Origin of the sequence: Pseudoalteromonas sp. C12FD-1 (assembly GCF_037414265.1) — a bacterium.
Classification (GTDB): domain Bacteria; phylum Pseudomonadota; class Gammaproteobacteria; order Enterobacterales; family Alteromonadaceae; genus Pseudoalteromonas.
Genome location: NZ_JBBEVD010000071.1, coordinates 346,295 through 362,528 on the forward strand (window position 1 = coordinate 346,295; position 16,234 = coordinate 362,528).

The following is a 16,234-nucleotide window of genomic DNA, read 5'->3' on the forward strand; positions in this document are numbered from 1 at the left end:
GGCTGGTATAATACTAAACCTGTATTGTATTTGATGTGCATATACAGAGTTATTATTTAATTAAGTTGATGTTATGGGGCTTGAATATAAGGTGAGGGGGTGTGTTTAGTTACTTCAAAAAAAGCCTTATTTAGAGCATCTATATACTGGGGGGCTGTTCCTAAATTAGCAGCTAAATAAGAATGCACCTTGAGCTCATCAACGATATGAATAACACTCAAAAAGTTTTTTTCTAGTTTGAGGTACTCTGCCATTTGCAGCATAAATGCCGGATCATCAACTATTAAATCAACCTTTTTTGCTATTAACAAAGCGTAGGATTGCTTTATATCCGATGTTAATACAACCTCAAAACCAAGTGAGGTTAAAATTTTTGTGGCGTAATCATGACGTTGCATAGCTATTTTGTAAGATTTAGCGTCTTCTGTTTTTGTTACTTTAATATCTTGGCGTGAGCTTAAAGCTATAAAACCTAGTTCAAAATAACCAATAGGTTCGCCTATCCAAATAAATTGTTTTTCTCGCTCGGGCGTTCGTGCAATGCTGTATATAAAGGTGTTTTTTACTTTTGATGCAACCATAAAAGCGCGTGCCCAAGGGTAAATATGTATGTCTGCAGTGTAATTTGCGGCTTCAAAAACCTGCCTAATAAACTCTGTACCTGCACCTGTGACTTCTCCATCGTTTAGTACCTGATGGGGAGGAGCAAGTTCAGTCACGACTAAAAGTTGCTTTTGTGATGCTGCGCTAAAAAAAGAACATAACAAGAACAAAAATATAAATACACGCATTAATTTGGCTTACCTTCTAGTGTTTCTATAATCCATTTTTTATTGATACGCTTTAGCATAACGTATAGCAGGCTAATTATACAAATCTGCAATAATACTTAATCATTTTTACAGAGCTACACGTGTCGCTAGATACGTTAAAGTATTCTCACTTAGAACAGCTAAGTAGCTAATTTTTGCCTAATTACCAGCACGATTTTCCAGCCTTAAAATAGATCACTTAATTAAGCTAATTGGTATTAGTTGATATTGGCTAATACTAGTGTGGTATAAGATTACAAATTTACCAATTGATTTGCTAAATGAAGTGGAGGAAAGCGTAATTATTTCCGCAAGTTGTATAAGTATTTAGAGGTGGGGAAAGTGGGTGAGTAGAGTATAAAAGAGCATCTCTAAAACGATAAAAGGGCCTTGCGGCCCTTGGTGAAGTATCGTTCAAGTCAGATAGTGCTTTAACCCCTTAAAGTACTATCTTCTTGTTTTGCAACACCGGTGTTCATCTCATTAAGTTTCTAAGCTAGCGAGAGGAAAAACCCAGCAATTGCTGCGCTCATAAGGTTAGCCATAGATCCTGCTAACACTGCTCTGAGCCCTAAGCGTGCGATATCCTTTCGCCGACTAGGCGCCATACCGCCTAATCCACCTAGTAAAATAGCTATCGACGATAGATTAGCAAACCCACATAACGCAAATGTTACAATTGCTTGAGTGTGCGCACTTAACGTATCGCGATAATTTATAAAGTCTAAGTAAGCAACAAATTCATTTACTACTAACTTTTGACCAATAAAACTGCCTGCTATGATTGCCTCATCCCATGGTACGCCAAGTAACCATGCAACAGGAGCAAATACATAACCTAAAATTTCTTGTAGCGTTAAAGTAGGGTAATCAAACCAACCCCCAATACCGCCTAATAAACCATTTAATAATGCTATTAATGCTACGAAAGCTAATAGCATTGCGCCCACATTTAGCGCTAAATGCATACCGTTAGCTGCGCCTGATGCCGCTGCATCAATAACATTAACCGGCTTGTCTTCATCGCTGTCTAACTCTGCAAGCGTATCTTTAGGTGTTTCGGTCTCTGGCACAATCATTTTGGCCATTAAAAACCCACCTGGTGCAGCCATAAAGCTGGCGGCAATTAAATACTTAAGCTCTACACCAATAATTACGTAACCTGCCATTACAGAGCCTGCTACGGTAGCTAAACCGCCGACCATTACGGCAAACAACTCAGACTTAGTCATGGTTGCTATAAACGGCTTAACAATCAAAGGTGCTTCAGTTTGGCCAACAAAAATATTAGCCGTAGCTGAGAGCGATTCTGTACGAGAGGTTTTCAAAAGTTTTTGTAAACCACCGCCCAGAATTTTAATTATCCAATCCATAATGCCAATGTGATAAAGCACAGCAACAAGTGCTGAGAAAAACACAATGACCGGTAAAACTTGAATAGCAAAAATAAAACCGAGAGTGTCTTGCGAAGCAAGCGGGCCAAATAAAAACCCAATCCCGTCGTTTGCAAAGCTAATAACCGAAGAGACGGCACTAGACATACTTGCTAACACGTTTTTGCCTGCTTCAAAAAACAGCACAAACCCACCAATAACTACTTGCATGGCAAAGGCTATCGCTACGGTGCGTAAGTTAATTGCTTTGCGGTTAGTCGACGCCGCAAAAGCAATACTTAGTAGTACAAACATGCCTACTAAGCTCATAAATGTTGTCATACAGATGTTTCCCGTTATTATTCTTGTAGTAAATACTTAATTTTACTTTTAATAATATCAATCGCAACGCGGTTCATTCCGCCTCGAGTCACAACCAAATCAGCGTTATGCTTTGAAGGCTCAATAAATTGATAAAACATCGGTCTAACAGTTGCTTGATACTGCTCAACAACAGATTGTAATGTTCTGCCTCTTTTTTCCATGTCTCGTTGCATACGACGCATTAAGCAAATATCAAGGGGTGTATCTATAAATACCTTAATATCAAATTCTTTATTAAGTGCTTTATCACTTAATAATAAAATACCTTCTACTATTAAAATTTTAGCTGCAGCAACGCGACGAGTTTCATCGCTTCGTGTATGTTGTGCATAATCATAAGTAGGTACTTCGACAGAGTTACCACTACGAAGCTGAGTTAAATGTTCAAGCATTAACTCATGTTCAAATGCATCAGGATGGTCGTAGTTAGTTTGCGTACGGTGTTCCATAGGCAAATGCGACTGATCCTTGTAATAAGCATCTTCTTCAATAATGGCGATAGCGCCTGGTTCAAGCTCATTAACCAACTCATTATAAATAGTTTGGCTAAAAAGAGATTTGCCCGACGCCGATGCGCCAGCAATAGCTATAATAGTTCGTGTCACTAAAGTTCTCACCCACACAGAAAGGAAAAGTTGTTTGGTTGATCACAATAGCAAAAAAGACACGAATAATCTCTTTTGCTTTGCTTAAGAACGCAAATTTATAATGTTTAGCTTTTATGAAACAGGACTTATGTCCTGTACGGAAAATTCGATCAGCGGATAAAGTAACCACCTAGAAGCAAAGTGAGGTCAACATGGCAAGAGCAATCATCTTAATGGCAGACAGCCTAGGTATAGGCGCAGCACCCGATGCAGACAAATTTGGTGATGTTGGAGCAAATACACTCGCCCACTTATTAAAAGCATACCACGACAAAACGGGTAAAGCGTTATCGTTACCTAATTTATCTAAATTAGGTTTAATCGATGCCTGTGAGGCAGCGGGCGGTGAAACGTGTTTAGTTTCTGAGCGTCAAGCATCGCAAGGTGCATGGGGTTATGCAAAAGAGCTTTCAAGCGGTAAAGATACGCCATCAGGGCACTGGGAAATGGCCGGCGTACCTGTGTTATTTGATTGGGGCTACTTCCCTAAAACACAGCCGAGTTTTCCACAAGAATTTGTAGACAAATTTATAGCGCGTACCGGTATACCTGGCATTTTAGGCAATTGCCATGCATCAGGTACCACTATTCTAGAACAATTAGGCGAAGAGCACGTAAAATCAGGTAAACCAATTTGTTACACCTCAGCAGATAGCGTGTTTCAAATTGCCGCACATGAAGAGTCTTTTGGCCTTGAGCGCCTTTACGAAGTGTGTGAAATTGCCCGCGAGTTACTTGACGAGCTAAATATAGGTCGTGTTATTGCTAGGCCGTTTTTAGGTACAAATAGTGCAGATTTTGCGCGTACAGGTAACCGCCGAGACTATTCTGTGCTGCCGCCATCACCTACGTTATTAGATGTATTATCAAAACACGGCGGTGAAGTAATAAGCATTGGTAAAATTTCAGATATATACGCACACCAAGGCATTACACAAAAGCACAAAGCCCCAGGGCTAATGAATTTACTTGAAAAAAGCAGCGAAGTATTAGCAAGCGCGCCAGACAACAGCTTAATTTTTACCAATTTAGTTGATTTTGACGAAAAATTTGGCCACCGCCGCAACCCTGTTGGTTATGCAAAAGCGTTAAAAGAATTTGACGATTACTTACCAACTATACTAAACCAATTAAATGCAGATGACGTGTTAATGATCACTGCAGATCACGGCTGTGACCCAACCTTTCCAGGTTCTGAGCACACCCGCGAATATGTACCAGTTATAGCTTATCAACCGGGCATGCAAAATACCCCGCTTGGCGAGCGCAATAGCTTTGCAGATATCGGTCAAACCCTAGCACAGTGGTTTAACTTACCTGCACTTGAATACGGTGACGGCTTTATAAACAAGCTAAACGCGCCTAAATAAAAAGGAAAACAATTAATGAGTACTCCGCATATTAGTGCAAACGTTGGTGACTTCGCTGAAACAGTATTAATGCCGGGCGATCCGCTTCGTGCACAATACATTGCTGAAAACTTTTTAGATGATGCTGTACAAGTAACAGGCGTACGTAACATGTACGGCTTTACAGGCACATATAAAGGTAAACCTGTAAGTATTATGGGTTCGGGCATGGGCATACCATCTATGTCTATTTATGCGCGAGAGTTAATTGCAAGCTTTGGCGTTAAAAACATTATCCGTATTGGTACCTGTGGTGGTATTGGTACAGATATTAAAATTCGCGACGTAATTTTTGCACAAGGCGCAAGCACCGACTCAAACGTAAACCGTGCACGCGTCCGTGGTTACGATTTTTCAGCAATTGCTAACTTTGACCTACTATTAAACGGCGTTAACGCCGCTAAAGAGCTAGGTATTAAAGCAAAAGTAGGTAACGTATTTACTACCGATACCTTCTACCAAGCTGACGACACATTCTACAAAGACCTAGACAAACTAGGTGTACTTGCTGTCGATATGGAAACAGCCGGTTTATACGGTGTAGCAGCAGAGTACGGTGCAAATGCAATGGCGTTATTCACGGTAAGCGATCACGTGATCACCGGTGAAGCAACACCAGCCGATGAGCGTCAAAGCACGTTTAACGAAATGGTTAAAATTGCATTAGAGTCTATTTAATAAACGCAATTTTATTAAATTAGCAAACAGTTCCTTGGTAACGTATTCACTAAGTTTTGGAGACACGCCCAAAGTGAAGTGAGACTAAACCCCCAAAGCCGCATTTTATGCGGCTTTTTTTATGCCTATAAAAGCGTTGCTTTAAACGAAAGCGAGTTGCGCATTAACAAACAAGTAGCAGCGAGTTTAACTCGCGTTTGGTATTAAACTTGTTCGTGGCATAAAGCAGCTGCTACTCATCTTTTTAATCAAACTAATGTTACCCAAAGTAAAAGCGCTACCTTTAAAAAGTAACTGCTCGCAGTGTTACTCTTACTAAGTTAATGCTAGTGTATAAATTACAACCATTTATTGTTTTTGTTGTTTAACCGTTAAGCTATGGAGTTGACTATGTCTAACTGGGTAGATGCAACCGTAAAAAAAGTAACGTGGTGGAGCGATACGCTTTTTAGCTTAGTAGTGAATGCAAATGTAGAGCCATTTAAAGCAGGGCAGTTTACTAAGCTCTCGATAATAGAGGGCGATAAACGTATTGCTCGGGCTTACTCTTATGTAAACGCGCCTAATAACCCCGATTTAGAATTTTACCTAATTAATGTAGAGGATGGCTTATTATCGCCTCGGTTGGCGCAATTAACACCAGGCGACACTGTATTAATAGAGCAACGCGCCACAGGCTTTTTTACCCTAGACGAAATACCACCGAGTGAGCAGTTATGGATGCTAGGCACAGGCACCGCAATAGGGCCGTTTTTATCTATTTTGCAGCAACAAGAGGTATGGCAAAAATACACGCAGATAAATTTAGTGCACGGCGTACGTTTTAATGCCGATTTAAGTTATCAAAATTTAATACACACCCTTATAAACGCACATCCTTTACAACTTAGCTATATGCCGGTAGTAAGCCGTGAAGAGCCACAGCAGGGCTTAAAAGGGCGTATTACTACAGTAATTCAAAACGGCGAGCTATTTAGAAAGGCGCGCAAAGCCCCAAGCCCAAATAATGCCCAATTTATGATTTGTGGTAACCCACAAATGGTAAAAGACACCACCCAGATACTTTTAGACAAAAATTTTAAACGAAACCGACGTAGAGACCCAGGGCACATAACGGTTGAGCAGTATTGGTAAAATGTATAACAATCATTTAATAGCTACCCGAAAACGCTCAAATTTGTTATGTTGCAGCATTAACAGCGTTATATGTTCATATTAGGAAAGTTATGAAATCGTTATCTATTATTTTTGCCTCACTTATTGCTACTGTTGCCCTGATCAGTTATGCAGCAGAGCAAACCGAAGAGACTCAAGAAGAGCAAAAAAGCACCGAGCAAGCATCAAGCTCTACTCAAGTAAGCAATTCACAAACACAAACAAAAGATGAAAAGTTAAACACACTTGAGTATCAAGCCCCTGAGCTTAAAAAGCCAAAAGTAGATACGACAAAACCTGATGATTCAAAAGTACTGGGCAACGAAACCCCAAAACCGGTAGAAAAACCAAAAAATAAAGTAGAAAAAGCAGCGGCAGTGGCCGAGGCAGAAAAAGCCGTAACGCAAGCCAAAGAAGCATTAACCGCTAAACAGCAAGCTAAAGCAAAGCAATCCCGTGAGTCGCTTGCTGTTATAGAGCAACTAGTTGAAGCCTATAACGCCCGCAATATCGAACAATTTATTCGAATGTACGATGAAGATGTAGAGTTTTATATTTTTCCTAATGAGCTATTATTTAAAGGAAAAGAAAAACTAATAGCTCGTTATGGCTTAATGTTTAAAAAATTAAAGTGCATTAATAGCTCGCCAATAAAGCGTATTGTTCACGGCGACATAGTAATAGATCACGAGCTATCAGAAACCTGTTCAACAGATGAAAACGTGGTAGATAAACGCTCAGAGTTAGTTTCGAGCTACCAAATAAAAGATGGAAAAATAATCCGCGTATTATTTTTTAGATAATAATAAAAGGCATACTATGCAGTTAGCAGACGACAAAAAAATTCGCTTAATGTACCGTGTTGAGCCCGGGTGTTTAGGGCCGCAAGGCGCAGATCACATAGAAGATTTTTGTCGTTATGCTAATAAGCATATTAAATCACCTTATTACGGGCAATTTTTGTTTTTACCACGCTTTGATAAACAAAAAGATGAACGTCAATACAGCGTAAAAAACCGCAATCTATCGCGAGTGCAGGCCAAAGCCTATTTAAACCATTTTGAAATTGATATAGATACCTTCGAAGAGCAACTCGACGAACTCCTCACCAAAGCCATCGATTTATACTTTAAACGCTAATGTTAACATTGTAGACGTCGAGCTTGCTCACGTTAGAAGCGAAGCTTCTCATTACTTAAATGATGTATTGCACAAAGAGAAAAAAAGAGGAGTGAAGGTTGGTGCTAAGCTTGCTCGCGCTAGATGTTAGTTACTTCTCTAAAGCGAAGCGCGGTCACCTCTTTGTGATTGTATTGGTTTAATATTTACGAGCTATCGCTCGTTACGCCAGCGAGCTGCGCGTCTACAGGGCAGGGCTTAGCCGATTTAAACCATTTTGAAATTGATATAGATACCTTCGAAGAGCAACTCGACGAGCTCCTCACCAAAGCCATCGATTTATACTTTAAACGCTAATGTTAACATTGTAGACGTCGAGCTTGCTCACGTTAGAAGCGCAGCTTCTCATTACTCAAATGATGTATTGCACAAAGAGAAAAAAAGAGGAGTGAAGGTTGGCGCTAAGCTTGCTCGCGCTAGATGTTAGTTACTTCTCTAAAGCGAAGCGCGGTCACCTCTTTGTGATTGTATTGGTTTAATATTTACGAGCTATCGCTCGTTACGCCAGCAAGCTGCGCGTCTACAGGGCAGGGTTTAGCTCCGGCGCTAGTTTAACTTGTAGACGTTGAGCTTGCTCACGTTAGAAGCGCAGCTTCTCATGGCTATAGCCGAGTGGTTTAACATAAGGCTAAAAGCGTTGCATTTAAACGAAAGCAATGCGCGCCTACAGGGCAGGGTTTAGCTTCGGGGTTAATTTAACTTGTATTTGTTGCGCTTGCTCACGTTATTAGAAGCGCAGCTTCTCATGGCTTTAGCCGAGGGGATTAACATAAGGGTAAAAGCGTTGCTTTTAAACGCCAGCAAGCTGCGCGTCTACAGGGCAGGGCTTAGCTCCTGCGTTAATTTGACTTGTAGACGTCGAGCTAACGCAATGATAAAAGTTTCATATTGAATTTTTTCGCGGCATAAAGCCGCTGCTACTGCTATTGTGAGCTTTGCACTTTACGCTGATAACCCGCCTATCACTCTCTAGCTACCCGCTACTATGGTATTAAAACTGTCGTTGTCGTGTAGGCTGGCAAAGGCGCTTTCGTGTAGTAACTCATTACGTAAGTTTGGTGAGTATTCAAGAGCCATTTTTATATCGGCTAAAGCATCGGCATGTTTGTGTGTAAGTGCATACGCACACGCACGCTGCCAGTAGGCATAGCCGTAGTCGCTATCTATATCAATGGCTTGGTTACATAACTCAATGGCTTTGGCGGTTTCGTTTAGCTCTAATAATGCATCGGCTTTGTAGGCAATGGCTTCTACATCTTCTGGCTTACGTTTTAAAATTTCGTCAAATATTTCTATTTTGTTCGCAAAATCGCTTTCTAGGTTTGCACGCATCCATAACGAGTGTACTTCGTTAGTTACCGAAATACGCTCTTGGTTACTGAGTATTTCTTCTGAGCGAACACGCAGTTTTTCTTCAAGAATTTTTAAGCGATCTTCGTACTCGTCAGTGATCACACTTACACGTGTATTAACTATATCTTCTACTTTGTTTTTAACATCGCGTAGCGAATTCCAACCTACTAAAACCAAAATAGAGGCCGTAGCAGTAATAATAAAAAACACGTTATTAATAGTGTCTGTGGTGTAAATAAGCGCTCTGTCGGCGGTATCTAACTGGGCGTGTGTTACTTGTTTAGTTACATCTTCACGTAATTGTTGTTGGTCTTGGCGAACGGCTTTTAACTCATCAAGAATATAGCGTTCTAAAAGCGGTTTATACATGGGCTCATTTAATTGTTCTAGCGCTTGTTGCTGTTGCTGTTCTGTTGGTGCAGCAGACTCTTGTGCATTAACAGTATTTAAAAGCGAAAAAAAACAAATAAATAGAATAGATATGTAAAAACGCATCGGTACGCCTAAGTTAATTATTAGTGACTAACCGCACTTTAACATGCAAGGCTTATTGGCACTAGGGCGTGTTGGCTTTGAACTTAAAACAACATAGCAATTTTGCATAATTGTTCACATAGCCTTAAAGCGTACTAAATTTTAGGCAAAAAAAAGCCAGCCCAAAGTGGGCTGGCAAAACTGCTTAAAACAACAATAAATTGTCGCAGGGAAATAACAGGAGTGAGTGGCCATAATAATCAAGTTAATCTGAACATTTACTTAATTATTCAAAATACATTTCAATGAGTTATAAAGTAAAGGTGCATTGGGCTTAGTAATGCACCTTTATAAACAACTTTAATTTCATGGTGAAGGGGGGTATTCCAATGTGCGCTTAATTAAAAGCCACTTTCAAGCCCTTCATATACCATTACGGCAGTTTTTATAAATTAGATCAGTGGCTTTTAAATTAGCATCAGTGCTGTTGATATATTTTGTCTATGTCAGCTTGTTTGCTCAGTATAAATTTATTTATGGTCATTACCTCTTGCAACGTGACCGATTGCTTGCTGAACATAAAGTGCACTGGGTTGGTGTAAATATTTTTTATACTTTTTACCATTAACATATTAGCGTATTTTTTTAAAAAAGGACTCGCTACTCTTAGCTCTTCAATAGAGTAATCTACCCTGTGTTTACTTACCATATCAGCCCTGTTATTGGCATGCGAAGTATATACAATTTGATCTGCAAAGCGCTTTTTATATTCAGCTACCTCTGGGCCATAGTAACTGCCTCGGTTTATAGCAAGTGTAAAACCTTGTTCAAATACTTGCGCTAAAGTGTTTACATCAGGATTGGATGCATGTTTAAAAAGCTTCATTTTTTCTAAGCGGTATGGCTCAGAAAAATAGCCATACTCAGCGCGTTCTGTTGTGTAACTGGCTGAAAAAGTAAAATCAATACGCCCCAGTTTTAATTCTTTATGAATACGGGAAAGGCTAGGGGTGTGTTGGATTTTTACACAAAAATCAGCCCCATTAAAAATTAACTTAATTACCTTAAGCTCAGCACCAGCATAGCCACTACTTAAATGAGTTAGATTACTGGGCCAGTTAGTTTCATTTGTGCCCATAATAAGTGTTTTAGAACAAGCATGAGCCAAGGTGCTACACGTAGTAGCAACAATTAGAGCGTAATTAACTAGCCATTTAATGATCACTTTGGGTTCCCGCTGTATTAACTATAGAGCACATCAAAATTATCAATGGTATCAATCGATTTAAATCCCTATTTAAAGGTAGCGTACACTCTAATGTATGCCTATATTATTACGGTATATTTTCTAATCGTTAAATAGCGATTTATAAATAAAGTGCTAAACAAGTCATTTTAAATAAATAAGGATTTCGCAATGAGCAAGCCAACAGCGGGTAAATGCCCTGTAATGCATGGTAGTAATTCAGTTGTTTCAAAAGTAAACACAGATTGGTGGCCTAATACTCTAAATTTAGACATTCTTCATCAGCACGATACTAAATCAACCCCCTACGGCACAGACTTTAACTACGCCGAAGCATTCAAATCTCTCGATTTAGACGCAGTAAAAGCAGATCTAAAAGCCTTTATGACCGATAGCCAAGATTGGTGGCCTGCCGATTGGGGTCATTACGGTGGCTTAATGATCCGCATGGCATGGCACTCTGCAGGTACGTACCGTTTATCAGACGGCCGTGGTGGCGCAAGCACCGGTAATCAGCGTTTTTCGCCGCTAAATTCGTGGCCAGATAACGCAAGCCTAGATAAAGCACGCCGCTTACTATGGCCAATCAAGAAAAAATACGGTAATAAATTATCATGGGCAGACTTATTTATTTTAGCCGGTAACATGGCATACGAATCAATGGGATTAAAGATTTATGGCTTTGCAGGTGGCCGTGAAGACATTTGGCATCCAGAAAAAGATATTTACTGGGGCGCAGAAAAAGAATGGCTAGCACCGAGTGATGAGCGTTACGACAACGTAGAAAAACCCGATACAATGGAAAACCCATTAGCTGCGGTACAAATGGGCCTAATTTACGTAAACCCAGAAGGCGTTAATGGTATACCCGATCCACTTAAAACCGCGCAGCACGTACGTGAAACATTTGCCCGCATGGCAATGAACGACGAAGAAACCGCAGCGCTTACCGTAGGTGGCCACACAGTGGGTAAAACTCACGGTAATGGTAAAGCCCAGCACTTAGGCCCAGAGCCAGAAGCTGCCGACGTACATGAGCAAGGCCTAGGTTGGAACAGCACAAAAGAAGGCGGCGTTGGCCGACATACTGTAACATCGGGCCTAGAAGGCGCGTGGACTACCCACCCAACAAAATGGGATAACGGCTACTGTCACTTACTATTAAACTACGAGTGGGAACTAACTAAAAGCCCAGCAGGCGCGCACCAATGGGAGCCTGTAAACATTAAAGAAGAAGATAAGCCAGTCGATGTAGAAGATCCATCAATTCGTTTAAACCCAATGATGACCGACGCCGATATGGCCATGAAGGTAGACCCAATTTACCGTAAAATTATTGAGCGTTTTAACGACGACTTTGAGTATTTTTCTGACGTGTTTGCCCGCGCGTGGTTTAAACTAACACACCGCGACTTAGGTCCTAAAGCGTGTTACTTAGGTAAAGATGTACCAAGCGAAGACCTAATTTGGCAAGACCCAATTCCAAGCGTTGACTACACCCTGTCTGATGACGAAATTAGCGAGCTAAAAGCACAAATACTTAACTGCGGCATAAGCGCTAGCGACTTAATTACTACAGCATGGGATAGCGCACGTACTTATCGTGGCTCAGACCGCCGTGGTGGTGCAAATGGTGCGCGTATTCGCCTAGCTCCTCAAAAAGATTGGCAAGGCAATGAGCCAGAGCGTCTAGCAAGTGTACTTAGCGCCCTTGAAAAATTTAAAGCAGGTTTGGCAAAGCCTATCAGCATTGCTGATTTAATAGTATTAGGTGGAACAGCAGCTGTAGAGCAAGCTGCAAAACAAGCAGGTGTTAATGTAACAGTACCGTTTGCGCCAGGTCGCGGCGATGCAACCGATGAAATGACTGATGCCGAGTCGTTCGAACCATTAGAGCCAGTGCACGATGGCTTTAGAAACTACCTTAAAGGCGACTTTAGCGTATCGCCAGAAGAGCTACTTTTAGAGCGTAGCCAATTAATGGGGCTAACAGCACCAGAAATGACCGTACTGTTTGGCGGAATGCGCGTACTAGGTACAAACTACGCAGGTAGCAAGCACGGTGTATTTACCGATAACGTAGGCACGCTTTCTACCGACTTTTTTGTAAACCTAACCGACATGGCCAATAACTGGAAACCGTCTGAGCCAGGTGTTTACAACATTGTTGAGCGTAAAACAGGCACCATTAAATGGACCGCAACACGTATAGATTTAGTGTTTGGTTCAAACTCTATATTACGTGCACTAAGCGAATTTTACGCACAAGACGACAACAACGAACGTTTTGTACATGATTTCGTAAATGCATGGGTAAAAGTAATGAACGCCGACAGATTTGATCTTAAATAAATTAATATTATAGGCACAAAGGGGAGCAATATCGCTCCCCTTTTTTATTATCTAAATTTTAGCTTTGAGCTTGTATTTGTTGTGCTTGCTCAGGTTAGAAGCGCAGCTTCTCAGGGCTTTGGTAAAGGGGTTTAACATAAAGGTAAAAGCATTGCTTTTAAACGCCAGCGAGCTGCGCGTCTACAGGTCAGGGCTTAGCTTCGGCGTTAATCTGACTTGTATTTGTTACGATTGCTCACGTTAGAAGCGCAGCTTCTCATGGCTTTAGCCGAGGGTTTACACTCAGGTAAAAGCGTTGCTTTTAAAACGCCAGCAAGCTGCGCGTCTACAAGGTAGGGTTAAGCTCCGGCGTTAATCTGACTTGTATTTGTTGCGCTTGCTCAGGTTAGAAGGATAGATCCAGCGTTAGTTTGACTTGTAGACGTCGAGCTTGCTCACGTTAGAAGCGCAGCTTCTCAGGGCTTTGGTAAAGGGGTTTAACATAAGGGTAAAAGCATTGTTTGTTCTTGAAAAATAATACCCTCAACCCCCGTCGTTCAAATATATACAATCCCAAAAAGGGTATTGTTCAATCTTTTGCACAATCCCAGCTCTTAATGGGTTTGCAACAATATAACGAGCCTGAATTATTAAATCTCTTTCATTGCGGATTTGATGCTCAAAATAATTTTGTTGCCAAATTGGACCTTTATTACCACTAAGTGCATTAATCTTAACGGTTGTTAAGCTTTTAAACTGCCTAACTACCTCAGATAGTGAGAGCGCCTTAATCTGAAAAAGCCAATGAAGGTGATCGGGCATTACGGTATAGCAAATAGTATTAACATTTTTTTGCATATAAAAGATCGCGCGAGCGGCTACACAGGCATTCTCAAAGTTTTCAAATAAATTGGCTCTTTGCGCACAGCATATGGTGACTGAATAATATTTGTGTGCAGACGAGCAACGACCTTTTAATAGTTTTGTTGAAGAAACCATGAGAGCCATTTCTTAATATATTTTAATAAATATAGGAAAACCTGTTTATTTCACAAGCTTTTAAAACGCCAGCAAGCTGTGCGTCTACAGGGCTGGGTTAAGCTCCATCGTTAATTTTTCTTGTAGACGTCGAGCTTGCTCACGTTAGAAGCGAAGCTTCTCATGGCTTTAGCCGAGGGGTTTACACTAGGGGAAAAGCGTTGCTTTTAAAACGCCAGCAAGCTGTGCGTCTACAGGATTGGGCTTAGCTTCGGCGTTAATTTTTCTTGTAGACGTCGAGCTTGCTCACGTTAGAAGCGAAGCTTCTCATGGCTTTAGCCGAGGGTTTACACTCAGGTAAAAGCGTTGCTTTTAAACGAAAGCAATGCACGTCTACAGGATTGGGCTTAGCTTCGGCGTTAATTTTTCTTGTATTTGTTGCGCTTGCTCACGTTAGAAGCGCAGCTTCTCATGGCTATTTTTAACGTTTGAAACCTAAAAACATAAACCCAAAACAGACGCGATATAAAATCGCTGCTACGACTTAAGCTATTTTTTTTCTTCTATGCTTGCTAGGTATTCGTCAAACGTACCTTGAAAATCAATAACTTGTTTGTCTTTAATGTCAATAATACGGGTGGCTAATGACGATACAAACTCGCGGTCGTGGCTTACAAAAATAAGCGTACCTTTAAAGTCTTTTAATGCATTATTTAGTGCTTCAATGGCTTCCATATCCATGTGGTTGGTTGGCTCGTCCATTACCAGTACGTTTACGTCTTGCATCATTAACTTACCAAATAACAAACGGTTTTTTTCACCACCTGAACAGTTACGCGCTTTTTTATTTGCATCGTCTGCGGTAAACAATAATCGCCCTAACATGCCGCGTACCATTAAATCGTTATGCTTAGCGGTACGCCACTGCGACATCCAATCAAATAATGTTAAATCGTTATCAAAATCTTTTGTGCTGTCTTGCGGGCAGTAACCAAAGGTCGCATTTTCTGACCACTTAATTTCGCCTTCATTGCATTTAAGCTCGTTTACCAAGCAGCGCAAAAAGGTGGTTTTACCCACACCGTTTTCACCAATAATGGCAAGCTTTGCGCCCGCTTCTAATAAAAAGTCGCCGCCGCTAAATAATGTTTCGCCGTCAAAACCATGGCCAAGCTTATTAACTTCAAGCGCTTGGCGGTACATTTTTTTACCTTCGTCAAAACTTAACGATGGGCTCATACGGCTTGATGCTTTAACATCATCTAGCTTTATTTTTTCCATTTTTTTAGCACGCGAACTGGCTTGTTTAGCCTTAGACGCGTTAGCCCCAAAACGGTTAACAAAGTCTTGTAGCTCGTCAATCTCAGCGCTCTTTTTAGCGTTTTCGGCTAATAACTGCTCACGCTGCAAGCTAGACGCTTCTAAAAACTTTTCGTAGTTACCTGGGTAAATGCGCAGCTCGCCGTAGTCAATGTCGGCCATGTGAGTACATACCGAGTTTAAAAAATGGCGGTCATGCGAAATAATAATCATGGTACATTTACGTTTGTTTAGCTCATTAGCTAGCCACGTAATGGTATGAATATCCAAGTTATTGGTAGGCTCATCGAGTAGCAGTATGTCTGGGTTTGCAAACAGTGCTTGAGCTAAAAGCACACGTAGTTTCCAACCAGGCGCCACGTTTGCCATTAACCCATAATGAAACTCTTTATCTATACCCGCTTCTATTAGTATTTCTTCAGCGCGGCTTTCGGCTGTGTAACCATCCATTTCGGCAAAAACGCTTTCAAGGTCGGCTACTTTCATGCCGTCTTCTTCACTCATTTCTGGTAATGAATAAATACGGTCGCGCTCTTGCTTTACTTTCCAAAGCTCAACGTCGCCCATAATTACGGCATCTACAACGCTGTATTGCTCAAAAGCAAATTGGTCTTGGCTTAGGTTACCTACTTTAAGCCCCGGCGTAATCGACACATTACCCGCACTTGGCACAAGCGCACCGCTTAAAATTTTCATGAAGGTCGACTTACCACAGCCGTTAGCGCCAATTAAACCGTAACGGTTGCCGTTACCAAATTTAGCTGAAATGTTTTCAAACAACGGCTCTGCGCCAAACTGCATTGTAATATTTGCGGTGGAGATCAAAAAAGGTGTCCTAGAAAAATACTGACAGGGTTATGGGCGCAGCAGGTGCGAAAATAGACCAAGCAATAGG

At 41.0% G+C, this 16,234-nt stretch carries 14 protein-coding genes; 7 read left to right on the forward strand and 7 right to left on the reverse strand.

The genetic code is table 11. The features are described from left to right. Nucleotides 1-71: 71 nt before the first annotated feature. The 3 genes from WDB87_RS14000 to udk form a co-directional block, all read right to left on the reverse strand. A complete protein-coding gene (locus WDB87_RS14000; RefSeq protein ID WP_286248551.1) occupies nt 72-791 on the reverse strand; it encodes a substrate-binding periplasmic protein in 720 nt (239 codons plus the stop codon). A gap of 512 nt (nt 792-1,303) precedes the next feature. Continuing rightward, complete coding sequence (locus WDB87_RS14005) at nt 1,304-2,527, reverse strand: NupC/NupG family nucleoside CNT transporter (protein ID WP_055013477.1); 1,224 nt, start codon at nt 2,525-2,527, stop codon at nt 1,304-1,306. Nucleotides 2,528-2,544: 17 nt separating this feature from the next. Further along, on the reverse strand, nt 2,545-3,174 hold the full coding sequence (gene udk, locus WDB87_RS14010; RefSeq protein WP_004587190.1) for a uridine kinase: 630 nt from the start codon (nt 3,172-3,174) through the stop codon (nt 2,545-2,547). A 194-nt stretch (nt 3,175-3,368) separates the two neighbouring features. Here udk and WDB87_RS14015 point away from each other — a divergent pair, with 194 nt between their 5' ends. From WDB87_RS14015 to WDB87_RS14040, 6 genes are all read left to right on the forward strand, one after another. Continuing rightward, entirely contained in the window at nt 3,369-4,586 is a 1,218-nt protein-coding gene (locus tag WDB87_RS14015) for a phosphopentomutase (RefSeq protein ID WP_337850193.1), read from the forward strand. A gap of 15 nt (nt 4,587-4,601) precedes the next feature. Further along, on the forward strand, nt 4,602-5,303 hold the full coding sequence (deoD, locus tag WDB87_RS14020; RefSeq protein WP_286248559.1) for a purine-nucleoside phosphorylase: 702 nt from the start codon (nt 4,602-4,604) through the stop codon (nt 5,301-5,303). Between the two features lie 390 nt (nt 5,304-5,693). Continuing rightward, nucleotides 5,694-6,437 (forward strand): ferredoxin--NADP reductase, encoded by a 744-nt coding sequence (locus tag WDB87_RS14025; RefSeq protein WP_286248563.1) that lies wholly within the window; start codon nt 5,694-5,696, stop codon nt 6,435-6,437. A 92-nt stretch (nt 6,438-6,529) separates the two neighbouring features. After that, nucleotides 6,530-7,261, forward strand: coding sequence for a nuclear transport factor 2 family protein (locus WDB87_RS14030; protein ID WP_337850194.1), 732 nt, complete (start codon nt 6,530-6,532; stop codon nt 7,259-7,261). Between the two features lie 16 nt (nt 7,262-7,277). After that, nucleotides 7,278-7,598, forward strand: coding sequence for a hypothetical protein (locus WDB87_RS14035; RefSeq protein ID WP_004589283.1), 321 nt, complete (start codon nt 7,278-7,280; stop codon nt 7,596-7,598). A 168-nt stretch (nt 7,599-7,766) separates the two neighbouring features. After that, on the forward strand, nt 7,767-7,934 hold the full coding sequence (locus WDB87_RS14040) for a hypothetical protein (protein WP_286249270.1): 168 nt from the start codon (nt 7,767-7,769) through the stop codon (nt 7,932-7,934). Between the two features lie 672 nt (nt 7,935-8,606). On the opposite strand, the gene WDB87_RS14045 is transcribed toward WDB87_RS14040, so the two are convergent. Together WDB87_RS14045 and WDB87_RS14050 are read right to left on the reverse strand one after the other, a co-directional pair. Beyond that, nucleotides 8,607-9,485, reverse strand: a complete 879-nt coding sequence (locus WDB87_RS14045; RefSeq protein WP_286248571.1) for a tetratricopeptide repeat protein — start codon at nt 9,483-9,485, stop codon at nt 8,607-8,609. A 457-nt stretch (nt 9,486-9,942) separates the two neighbouring features. Continuing rightward, nucleotides 9,943-10,689 (reverse strand): substrate-binding periplasmic protein, encoded by a 747-nt coding sequence (locus tag WDB87_RS14050; RefSeq protein WP_337850195.1) that lies wholly within the window; start codon nt 10,687-10,689, stop codon nt 9,943-9,945. A gap of 192 nt (nt 10,690-10,881) precedes the next feature. Between WDB87_RS14050 and katG the strand changes: the two genes are divergently transcribed. Further along, nucleotides 10,882-13,062: a catalase/peroxidase HPI gene (gene katG, locus WDB87_RS14055; RefSeq protein ID WP_337850196.1), complete on the forward strand. Its 2,181-nt coding sequence runs from the start codon at nt 10,882-10,884 to the stop codon at nt 13,060-13,062. Nucleotides 13,063-13,584: 522 nt separating this feature from the next. Here katG and WDB87_RS14060 read toward each other — a convergent pair. Together WDB87_RS14060 and WDB87_RS14065 are read right to left on the reverse strand one after the other, a co-directional pair. Beyond that, the gene (locus WDB87_RS14060) at nt 13,585-14,040 is read right to left on the reverse strand and encodes an REP-associated tyrosine transposase (protein ID WP_337850197.1); all 456 of its coding nucleotides are present in this window, start codon (nt 14,038-14,040) and stop codon (nt 13,585-13,587) included. Between the two features lie 528 nt (nt 14,041-14,568). Next, nucleotides 14,569-16,164 carry an ABC-F family ATPase gene (locus WDB87_RS14065; RefSeq protein ID WP_337850198.1) on the reverse strand — a complete coding sequence of 532 codons (1,596 nt, stop codon included), beginning with the start codon at nt 16,162-16,164 and terminating at the stop codon, nt 14,569-14,571. Nucleotides 16,165-16,234: the final 70 nt, after the last annotated feature.